This is a genomic window from Brevundimonas sp. (genome assembly GCF_051860745.1).
GTDB lineage: Bacteria > Pseudomonadota > Alphaproteobacteria > Caulobacterales > Caulobacteraceae > Brevundimonas.
This window is the reverse complement of the sequence record NZ_JBHYDN010000013.1, coordinates 65,990-76,023: the sequence shown is the minus strand read 5'-3', so window position 1 is coordinate 76,023 and position 10,034 is coordinate 65,990. Positions and strand designations below refer to the sequence as shown.

Genomic DNA, 10,034 nt, shown 5'->3' with positions numbered 1-10,034 from the left:
CAAGGTGCGCCGCGCCACCTCCCCATCGCTGCGCGACAGGGAGGAGACAGGAACTGTGCTGACAATCCGCCGATTGCCAGCATATCGCGCGCCGCCAACCCCCTGACTCCGCTCGCCTTTCAAAAAATGCAGCGTCCCTATCCCGCCACAGATGGCCCCCGGCCTAGACTCCGCCCCATCCCGTCGGTGGGGAGGGCGTCGGATCCACGTTCCTCGATGTCGGCGGGCTGTGGTCGAGCGATGAAGCCCGGGCGGAGGAGAGCCCGGGGGTCCTCGTGGAGGTCGATGGATGGCCTCTGCTTGCTCGCCGCGCGCCTGGGGATGGAACCGCTACTGACACAGTCAGCACGTTCCGCCGTCCGGTCTTCCCGCAAGGGCGGGCCGGGCAGCCGGTGAGGCCCGAGAACGGCCGCCAGCCGGCGGGGCGCGTGGAAAACGGCTGCGCGGGGCAGGTCTGCTTCGTCGAAACGGTAAAACAATCAAAGCACCGGGCGAGGCCCGGCCGCCCCGCGCCCTCCCCGACTTTCCGGCGGTTCCGCCGGAGAGCGTTGATCCATGCCCTCTTCCTCTCCACCGCATCCGGCCGGAGACGCTTCACCCACGCACCGGGACACGCTAACGAACCCTATGGCCGCCGCCGAGACCCCCGCAGACGTCTTCAAACGCGCCCTCGCCCATGCGGCGCGGGCGCTGGCGGAGCAGTCGGAGCTGGAGGTGGTGTTCGGCTCGGACGGGCCGCGACTGTCCAACGGCGTCCTGACCCTGCCGCATCCGCCTCGCGATCCGGGCGGACCCGAGAGCGCCACCCTGCGTGGTCAGGCCGACCGGCTGGCGCTGCGGCTGGCCAATCACGACGAGGCTCTGCACGCCCGTCTCCGCCCGATCGACAGCCGCGCCGCCGAGGTGTTCGAGGCGGTGGAGCAGGCCCGGGTCGAGGCCATAGGCTCGCAGTCGCTGGCCGGGGTTCGGGCCAATATGGGCGCGGCCCTGCTGACGCGGCTGGAGAAGATGGGCGCCCTGCGCGCCACCGACGCCGAGCGGGTGCCGGTGGCCGAGGCTGTGGCCCTGCTGGTGCGCGAGCGGCTGACCGGCCAGCGTGCGCCCGACGGCGCGGGGGCCATGCTGGACCTCGTCCGCACGGACATGGAGGCCAGGGCCGGCGCCAGGCTGAACGCCCTGGCCGAGGTGGCGGGTGATCAGGTCGCCTTCGCGGACCGACTGAAGAACGTGTTGCGCGCGCTCGACCTCGATCCCGGCGATGGGCGTGGCGATGACGCTTCCGACGAACAGGGCGAAGACGACGCCGATCCCCAGTCGCCCGACGCCGCCGACGATCAGGACGAGGAAGACGACGCCGGCGGCGGCGAAGGCCAGACCATGGACGGCTCGGCCGACGACCAGAGCCAGGGCGACGAGCGCGACGCCCGGCCGGACGGATCAGCGGGCGATCCCGACGGCGAAGCCTCGGACGACGGGCCCGACGTCAACGAGGGCTCCCTGCCCAACCGTCAGCAGACCGCCGACGACGGTCGCGCCGTCGATGCCTATCGCGTCTTCACCACCGCCTTTGACGAGGTCGTGGACGCCGCCGATCTGTGCGATCCCAATGAGCTGGAACGGCTGCGCGCCCTGCTGGACCAGCAGCTGACGGCCCTGTCCTCGGTGGTGGCGCGGCTGGCCAACAAGCTGCAGCGCCGGCTGATGGCGCAGCAGAACCGCAGCTGGCATTTCGATCTGGAAGAGGGGGTTCTGGACACCGCCCGCCTGACCCGGATCATCACCGACCCCACCAGCCCGCTCAGCTTCAAGGCCGAGAGCGAAAGCCCGTTCCGCGACACTGTGGTGACCCTGTTGCTGGACAACTCCGGCTCTATGCGCGGGCGGCCGATCATGGTGGCGGCGGTCTGCGCCGATATTCTGGCGCGGACGCTGGAGCGGTGCGGGGTCAAGGTCGAGATCCTCGGCTTCACCACCCGGGCCTGGAAAGGCGGGCAGGCGCGCGAAGCCTGGATCAGCGCCGGCAAACCGGCCAGTCCGGGGCGGCTGAACGACCTGCGCCACATCATTTACAAGTCGGCGGATTCGCCGTGGCGGCGGTCCAGGAAGAGCCTCGGCCTGATGATGCGCGAGGGGTTGCTCAAGGAAAACATCGACGGCGAGGCCCTGACCTGGGCGCATGAGCGGCTGCTGGGCCGGACCGAGGCGCGGCGCATCCTGATGGTCATTTCCGACGGCTCGCCGGTCGACGATTCGACCCAGTCGGCCAACGCCGCCCTGTATCTGGACAAGCACCTGCGGCAGGTGATCGCCGAGATCGAGACCCGCTCGCCGGTCGAGCTGATCGCCATCGGCATCGGCCATGACGTCACCCGCTGGTACCGCCGCGCCGTCACCATCGTCGATGTCGAGCAACTGGCCGGGGTGATGATCGAGAAGCTGGCCGAACTGTTCGAGGGCGAACCCAAGGCAGCCCCGGCCCGGCGACGGAAGGCCGCGTGAGGCGGTTCGCCGCCCTGCTTCAGCCCGGCTGCGCCGGAGCCGCTCGCCCTCAGCCTCGCGCGCTGAGGGTCAGCCCGACGGCGGAACCCGTGCGCCCTGCATCTGGCGCAGCATCTCGCGGCTGGCGGCGCGATCTTCCTCGGTCTGCGCCGCGCTGCGGCAAACCCGACGGCCGAAGCGCGAGCCCGTGACGGGTTCGGTCCGGCAGACCTGGGCCGGCTCCGCGACCGGTCGTGTCGCGTTGGCCGCGGGAACGGCCTCCGCGGTGGGCTGTGTCGGCGCGGTAGCGGGGGTTTGCTGGATCAATGCGAGGGAAGCGAACAAGACGACGGGAAACAACACCAGGCTCTCCTGTGGGGCTTTGGGCGACATATGCCGGACGGGTCGCGCTTCGCAACCCGGCGGGAGATCAGAATCGTTCGCTGACCTTGATGGCGGCCCGGCAACCGGCCTTGATCACCGCGCTGAGCAGGTCGTAGCCGGGAGCCTCGCGGCTGCCGTGGGCGACGGCGTGGTCGTGATGGGCCAGTTCCTCGTCGCGGAAGGCCGACAGCTCGGCGGCCAGAGTCGGATCGCGGTCGGCCAGTTCGGCGATCTGGTCGGCGTAGTGCTCCTCGATCACGCTCTCGACCGCCTCGGTGCAGGCATGGGCGGCCTTCTCGCCCATCAGCGCCGTGCCGGTCCCGAGCGCCAGGGCCGCCAGCCGCCAAACCGGCGTCATCACCGTGGGCCGCACCCGCTCGGCGTTCAGCAGGGCGTCGAACCGGGCCAGGTGGACGGCCTCCTGGGCCTGCATCCCGCCCATGTCGGCCGCGACGGCCTCGCGGCCCGCGCGCCGCTCGAACACGGCCCGCTGGGCGCGGTAGATGTGGACGGCGGCGTATTCCCCGGCGTGATCGACGCGCAGGATCTCGGCGCGACGGCGCCGGCTCGCGCCCTGACCGGGTCGGGCCAAGGGGATACGGCGATTGGCCGCCGGATCAGTTGCGAGGGGCTCTGGCATCCTTGGGCCTCTTGGCGGCGAGTAGGCTGAACACGGCCAGGGCGGTCGAGATCAGGGCGTTCCACCCTGCCATGGACAGGTCCAGGAAGCGCCACGTCACCGCGTCGCACACGACGACCTTTTCGATCGGGCCGGTGCCCAGGGCCAGGGCGGCCAGGCTTTCCAGGTTGATGTCGCCGCCGCCGGAACAGGTCGCGGGCAGGTCCCACCATTTCATCTCGCCGCCCATGTGGAAGACGGCGGTGACCGCGCCGGTGGTGAAGACGACAGCCAGCATAAAGGCGGCGATGCGCGGCGTGCCGCGGCTGCCCCGGCTGATCACATGCCAGAGGGTGGCGACCAGGGCGATGGCGACGGCGCCCCAGTAGACCTCGCGCTGCTTGAGGCAGAGGTTGCAGGGGGCGAGGCCCTCGAATCGCTCGAACGCATGCGCGGCGCCCAGCAGGGCCAGCGAGGCCGCCAGGGCGAAGGCGGTCCACCACCGCGTCAGGATTCGATACACGCCTCTCATCGGACGACGTTCATAGCCGGGCCTGATCGCCGCGTCGATGAGGCTGGCCCGATCAGAGCAGCTTCACCGCCACGATGGCGCCGACGAGCACCACCAGACCGATGATGCTCCACATGGCCAGCCGCTTCTCGACCATTTCCAGCATGGCCGGACCCCAGCGCTTCAGCACGAAGGCCTCGGCGAAGAAGCGGCCGCCGCGGGTCACGGCGCACAGCCCCACGAAGAGCGGGAAGTTGAACTGGAAGATGCCCGAGGCGATGGTGATCAGCTTGAACGGGATCGGAGTCAGGCCCTTGATCAGGATCACCCAGGCGCCGTGCTGCTGGAACAGGGCCTTGGACGCCTCGAAGGTGTCGGCCTTGCCCAGCCAGGTCAGGATCATCATCCCGACGTCGGTCAGGAAATAGCCGATCGCATAGCCCAGCATGGCGCCCAGCACCGAAGCGAGGGTGCAGACGCCGGCGTAGAAATAGGCCCGGTCCGGCCGCGCCAGGATCATCGGCCCCAGCATGACGTCGGGCGGTATGGGGAAGAAGGAGCTTTCGGTGAAGGACACCACTGCCAACGCGGGCGTGGCGTGCTTGCTGCGGGCGAGGGCGAAAACCCAGTCGTAGAGCTTGCGAAGCATATGTGTTCCGGAAAGGCCGAAGGTCGCGTCTAGCAGTCCGGGGCGGCGCGCGCACCCGCAGAAACCCTCCGTTATTCGCGGTCGCGGCGAAGGGTCGCTATAGAGGCCGCCTCCCGCCTCTCCCCAGGATGGATTTCCCTATGCGCTATCTGCACACCATGGTCCGGGTGACCGACCTCGACGCCTCGCTGCGCTTCTGGCGCGACCTGCTGGGTCTCGCGGAGATGCGGCGGATGGAGAATAAGGCCGGGCGTTTCACCCTGGTTTTTCTCGCCGCGCCCGCGGACCGCGTGCGTTCGGAGACAGAGCGGTCGCCCGAGGTCGAGCTGACCTTCAACTGGGATCCCCAGTCCTATGACGGTGGCCGCAATTTCGGCCATCTGGCCTACAAGGTCGATGACATCTACGCCGCCTGCCAGCGGCTGATGGACGGCGGTGTCGTCATCAACCGCCCGCCCCGTGACGGCCACATGGCCTTTGTCCGCTCGCCGGACGGCATCTCGATCGAGCTGCTGCAGGAGGGCGCCGCCCTGGCGCCTGTCGAGCCCTGGATCTCCATGCCCAACACCGGGAGCTGGTGATCTTGCGAGCCCGCGCCGCCATCGGCCTGACCCTGCTGCTGGGCGCCTGCGCTTCGACATCCGAGACCTATCCGGCGCGCACGGCGACCGAACAGTTGCTGGTGGCCCGCGCCGCCGACCGCGCCGTCGAGGGCCTGACCCTGCCCGTCCCGGCCGGATCGCGCGTCTTCGTCGACGCGACATATTTCCAGGCGGAGAACGCCGCCTATGCCATCAGCGCCGTCCGCGCCGCCCTGTCCGACGCCGGATACGCCCTTGTCGCCTCGAAGGCCGAGGCCGACGCCGTGTTCGAGCTGCGCGCCGGGGCCCTGTCGCTGGAGCAGATGCGCCGCGTCGTCGGCCTGCCGGACATGCGGGTGCCGATCAACGACACCTTCAACGTCGTCTCGATCCCGGAGCTGTCGATCTACAGCCGCCGCGACCGGGTCGGCGTGGCCGAATTCTCGGGCTTCCTCTACGACCCGAAGACAGGGTCCCCGCTGGGGGCCGTGCTGCCCATGACCGGCGAATTCCGCATCCGCAGCCACAAGCTGCTGATGATCGTCGCCTGGGGCCAGCAAAGCATCGACCCCGGCCAACGCGACCCCGGCGACAGCTGGCGGGAATTCTAGGGGCGCGGCGGGTTCCAGGCCGACCTGACACGTCCGTAACTTGCGCCCCGGCGCCGGGTCGGGGATGGTCGCCGCCTCAGTGAACCCGGGGGTCCTCATGCGCCATCTGCTCGTCTCCACCGTCTGCGCCGTGGCCCTGCTTGCCGTCGCGCCCGCCGCCGCCTCGGCGCAGGACCCTCACGCCGGACATGCCGGCCATGCGGCTCCGGCGGCCGCCCAGAGCGAGGACGCACGGCTGGCGGCCTTCTTTGAACAGGCTTTCCAGGAGCGGATCGCGCTGAGCCCGCAGACGATGACGTCGCTGGGGATCAGGACCGACTACGACAAGCTGGACGACGCCACCGACGCGGCGGCGGCGCGGGGGCTGGCTCTGGCCGAGCGGCAGCTGTTGCAGCTGAACGACCAGTTCAATCCGCAGACCCTGAGCGACGAGAGCCGGCTGTCATGGCGGCTGTTTGAATACGGGGTGGAGCAGGCGCGGCTGTCGAACCGCTGGCGGGACTGGGGCTATCAGTTCGCGGCGAACGGCAATCCGACCACGGGCCTGCCGGTGTTCATGATCAACAACCACCGCGTCACCAGCGTCTCTGACGCCGAGGCCTATGTGGCCCGGCTGGTCGAGGCCGAGCGGGTGATGGGCGAGATTTCGGCCACGCTGCGGGCGCGGGCCGCGGCGGGGGTGATCTCGCCAGTATTCGTGTTCGAACCCACGCTGGCGAATACGGCGGCGATCATCTCGGGCGCTCCGTTCGACGACTCGGCCGACAATCCGGTCTGGGCCGATTTCCAGCGCAAGGTCGGCGGGCTGGAGGCGGATGCGGCGACGAAGGAGCGGTTGCTGGCCGAGGGGCGGGCGGCGCTGACGGGACCGTGGCGGCGCGGATACGAGGGCGTGCTGACGGCCCTGACCGAGGTCGGGGCCCAGGCCGCGGCCATGCCGGACAATGCGGCCGGGGTCTGGCGGCTGCCTGAGGGCGAGGCCTTCTACAACGCCCGCCTGAGGCTCTCGACCACCACGGATCTGACGGCGGACCAGATCCACGAGATCGGCCTGGCCGAGGTGGCGCGGCTGCAGGGCGAGATGCAGACCATCATGACCCAGGTCGGTTTCACCGGCTCGCTGCAGGAGATGTTTGCCTGGCTGAAGAGCGATCCGCGCTTCCAGTATCCGAACACCCCGGAGGGCAAGGAGGAGTATCTGACCGACGCCCGCGCCTTCATCGCCCAGGTGATGGAGGCGGGGCCGCGCTGGTTCAGCGATCTGCCGGAATCGGCGCTGGAGGTCCGCGCGGTCGAGCCTTGGCGCGAGGCGACGGCCTCGATCGCCTTCTACAATTCACCGGCGCCCGACGGATCGCGGCCCGGCATCTATTACGTCAACCTGTCGGACATGACCCAGGTGCTGAAGCCCCAGATCGAGGGCATCAGCTATCACGAGGGGGCGCCGGGCCACCATTTCCAGATCGCTTCCGCCCAGGAGATGGAGGGACTGCCGCGCTTCCGCCGCTTCGGCGGCTACGGCGCCTATTCCGAGGGCTGGGGCCTGTATTCGGAGCGGCTGGGCAAGGAGATGGGGTTCTATGAGGACCCCTATTCCGACTTCGGCCGGCTCTCGACCGAGCTGTGGCGAGCGGTGCGCCTGGTGACCGATACGGGCCTGCACGCCAAACGCTGGACGCGCGAACAGGCGATCGAATATTTCCGCCAGAATTCGCTGCTGAGCGAGCGCGACATCGTCAAGGAGGTCGAGCGCTATCTGACCAATCCGGGGCAGGCGACCAGCTACAAGATCGGCGAGTTGAAGATCATGGAGCTGCGCGCGCGGGCTGAGGCGGCCTTGGGGGGACGCTTCGACATCCGCGACTTCCACGCGGTGGTGCTGGGTTCGGGCTCGGTGCCGCTGGAGGTGCTGGAAGATCAGGTCGACGCCTGGATCGCGGCGGCCGGCGGGGCGCCGGGCTGAAGCCGACGCCGGCGCGGCTGATCGCCGCGTTGGCGGAACCGGAGCGGGCCCCTAGCTGTACCCCCTGACCCGAACAGGAGACGCCGATGCCGCTGCTGATGTGCCCCAATGACAACGCCGCCATGCAGACGTTGGAGCGGGGCGGCGTGCAGTTCGACATGTGCCCGACCTGCCGCGGCGTCTGGCTGGATCGGGGCGAACTGGAGAAGCTGATGGAATCGGCGGCCCAGGACGGCCGGGCCTCCGCGCCCCAGGCCGCGCCGCCGCCGCAGGTCCAGCCCTATCCTCCGCAGCAGCCGGCGCCCCAGCAACCCTGGGGCGCCCAACCCGCCCACCGCGACGAGCGCTATCGCAGCCGCGACGACGACGATTACCGCTACAAGAAAAAGAAGCGCGACAGCATCTTCGACATCTTCGACTGACGGGCAGCTGATACTCTCAGGCCGCGAGACCGGCGGCCTGCATCAGTCCCTTCAGCGGAGCCAGGGCTTCCGGCGCGGCCGACAGGACAGCGCGGGATTCTGGCGCGCGGAACAGTTTGACCGCTTCGGCCTTGGCGCGATCGGCGGCGGGGCCCAGTGGCGCGGTCTCTCCGGCGGCGAGGCGCAGCAGCACCGACAGCTTTTGCAGCAGCGGGGCGGGCGAGCGGGCCAGCATCATGACGATCCGGGCCTCGGCCTCGACCGCGCCTCCAACCGTACCGATGGCGGCGCTGATTTCCTCATCGTCCCGTTCTGTCAGGCCGCAGGCGCGAACGGCGCGCTGCAACCCGGCCAGAACGCCGAGCTTCTGCGCCGCGGTCTGGGTTCCGGACTGGGCCCGCATCTCGCTCTCGAAACGCAGGGAGCCGACGCAGGCTGACAGCCAGCGGGCCGCGGAGCGCTTGTTGCCGATCCCGGTGACGTTCTCGCACAGCCGGGTCAGGGCCTCGGCCTCGCACAGGACGGTGGTGCAGGGTTTGACGTAGGCGGCGACGAAATCCGCGGTGACAATGGCCTTGGAGCGCTCATTGAAAGCGGTTTGAACCTCGTCGAGCGTCAGCAGTCGACCGGCGGTGACAGTGAGGGTCATCGCCAGGGTGCGCAGGATATCGATCTCGCCCGCGGCGTCGTTGGGGCGCAGGCGGCGAGGGCTCATCAGTTCGCGCAGGACCATGCGGGCCAGGGCGGCGGAGAGCAGGGGGAATTGCCCCGCCTCGAGCCGGGCGCCAAGACGGGCGGCGGGGCCGTCGACGGCCGGTACCTGTAGCGCCAGTCGGGGATCCTGGGCGATCAGGGCGTTGATCTCCAGCGGCGCCACCATGCGGACCACGGCGGCCAGCGAGGCCCCCTGATCCAGGGATGGCCCCAGCACGTCGGCCAGGCTGGTCCGGGCCCCCAGCATCTCGCACAGCAGCTGTTCGATCGGCACCATGACCATGGCGTGGGGTGCGCCGTCCATGGGCGCGCGTTCCGCCAGATCCATCAGCCGGTCGAGGCGCAGCCGGCCGCCGCGCAGGCCCGTCAGGGCGCCGCACACGACCCCGCCCATGATGAAGGCGCGGTCCGGCTGGCCGGCCATACGATGGGCAATGTCGGCGATCGAACAGTCTTCGAGGCTTGGGAAGAGGCTGCGCCGCCCGGCCGCGACGACGCGCTCCAGGGCCTGGTCCGACAGTTTCTGATAGTGGCGCATCAGATCATGGACCGGCTGGCCCACGTCCTGGCTCTCGGGCACGGCGATCTTCTGGATGGCGTGCTGAAGCTCGACGCCCGAGGCCTCCAGCCTTTCGGCCAGGTCGGGGCGGTGCAGCAGTTCGAAGGCGGTGACGCCGTTGCGCCCCAGCCAATCCTCCAGCACCCGGCCGATCAACTCGCGGGCATGAGGGGTGTAGAAATCCTGCGGCGCGGAGCAACGCGGTCCGGCTTGATCCTCCGGCACGACCCGTTTTCGCAGAACCTCGGGCGCGCCGCGCGTCAGCACGGTCACGCTATTGAATTCCATGGTGTCCGGGTCGAGCGTCTCCTTGGTCACGCGCACGGCGGCGGCGCGGTTGTCGGAGAGCATGTCCTCGGCGGTCTGGACAGCATGGGCGCGGTCCTCCGTCGCCATCTGGAGACTCCAGGGAGCCGGCGCGGTCTTGCGAATGTAGACTTCGTAGTGGACGGGGCCAGCCATGGAACGCTCTTGTTTTGCGCTCCCAGCGTGGCGCCAAGGCTTTAAGGTCAGGTTTCGTTGCGCATTGAGGCGGCGCAGCCC

Annotated in this window: 10 protein-coding genes; 5 read left to right on the top strand and 5 right to left on the bottom strand. The window is 69.5% G+C overall.

Annotation, left to right across the window (positions count from 1 at the left end; genetic code table 11):
• Nucleotides 1-627: 627 nt before the first annotated feature.
• Nucleotides 628-2,499 carry a cobaltochelatase subunit CobT gene (gene cobT / locus ACTIEW_RS13195; RefSeq protein ID WP_439478359.1) on the top strand — a complete coding sequence of 624 codons (1,872 nt, stop codon included), beginning with the start codon at nt 628-630 and terminating at the stop codon, nt 2,497-2,499.
• A 69-nt stretch (nt 2,500-2,568) separates the two neighbouring features.
• On the opposite strand, the gene ACTIEW_RS13190 is transcribed toward cobT, so the two are convergent.
• The 4 genes from ACTIEW_RS13190 to ACTIEW_RS13175 all read right to left on the bottom strand — a co-directional run bounded on the left by ACTIEW_RS13190 (nt 2,569) and on the right by ACTIEW_RS13175 (nt 4,641).
• Complete coding sequence (locus ACTIEW_RS13190; protein WP_439478358.1) at nt 2,569-2,841, bottom strand: hypothetical protein; 273 nt, start codon at nt 2,839-2,841, stop codon at nt 2,569-2,571.
• A gap of 67 nt (nt 2,842-2,908) precedes the next feature.
• Nucleotides 2,909-3,502, bottom strand: a complete 594-nt coding sequence (locus ACTIEW_RS13185) for a demethoxyubiquinone hydroxylase family protein (protein ID WP_439478357.1) — start codon at nt 3,500-3,502, stop codon at nt 2,909-2,911.
• Complete coding sequence (locus ACTIEW_RS13180; protein ID WP_439478356.1) at nt 3,480-4,013, bottom strand: disulfide bond formation protein B; 534 nt, start codon at nt 4,011-4,013, stop codon at nt 3,480-3,482. The genes ACTIEW_RS13185 and ACTIEW_RS13180 overlap by 23 nt, the downstream gene beginning before the upstream one ends.
• 52 nt (nt 4,014-4,065) lie before the next feature.
• Nucleotides 4,066-4,641 (bottom strand): YqaA family protein, encoded by a 576-nt coding sequence (locus ACTIEW_RS13175; protein ID WP_439478355.1) that lies wholly within the window; start codon nt 4,639-4,641, stop codon nt 4,066-4,068.
• Between the two features lie 140 nt (nt 4,642-4,781).
• On the opposite strand from ACTIEW_RS13175, the gene ACTIEW_RS13170 reads away from it, so the two are divergent.
• The 4 genes from ACTIEW_RS13170 (at nt 4,782) to ACTIEW_RS13155 (ending at nt 8,218) form a co-directional block, all read left to right on the top strand.
• The gene (locus ACTIEW_RS13170; RefSeq protein ID WP_439478354.1) at nt 4,782-5,222 is read left to right on the top strand and encodes a VOC family protein; all 441 of its coding nucleotides are present in this window, start codon (nt 4,782-4,784) and stop codon (nt 5,220-5,222) included.
• Nucleotides 5,219-5,833, top strand: coding sequence for a DUF6655 family protein (locus ACTIEW_RS13165; protein ID WP_439478353.1), 615 nt, complete (start codon nt 5,219-5,221; stop codon nt 5,831-5,833). Before ACTIEW_RS13170 ends, ACTIEW_RS13165 begins: the two co-directional genes overlap by 4 nt.
• 97 nt (nt 5,834-5,930) lie before the next feature.
• Nucleotides 5,931-7,796 carry a DUF885 domain-containing protein gene (locus ACTIEW_RS13160; RefSeq protein WP_439478352.1) on the top strand — a complete coding sequence of 622 codons (1,866 nt, stop codon included), beginning with the start codon at nt 5,931-5,933 and terminating at the stop codon, nt 7,794-7,796.
• An 86-nt stretch (nt 7,797-7,882) separates the two neighbouring features.
• Nucleotides 7,883-8,218, top strand: a complete 336-nt coding sequence (locus ACTIEW_RS13155; protein WP_439478351.1) for a zf-TFIIB domain-containing protein — start codon at nt 7,883-7,885, stop codon at nt 8,216-8,218.
• Between the two features lie 16 nt (nt 8,219-8,234).
• Here the strand turns inward: ACTIEW_RS13155 and ACTIEW_RS13150 are convergent, their stop codons facing one another.
• Nucleotides 8,235-9,953 carry a hypothetical protein gene (locus ACTIEW_RS13150; protein ID WP_439478350.1) on the bottom strand — a complete coding sequence of 573 codons (1,719 nt, stop codon included), beginning with the start codon at nt 9,951-9,953 and terminating at the stop codon, nt 8,235-8,237.
• Nucleotides 9,954-10,034 lie beyond the last annotated feature (81 nt).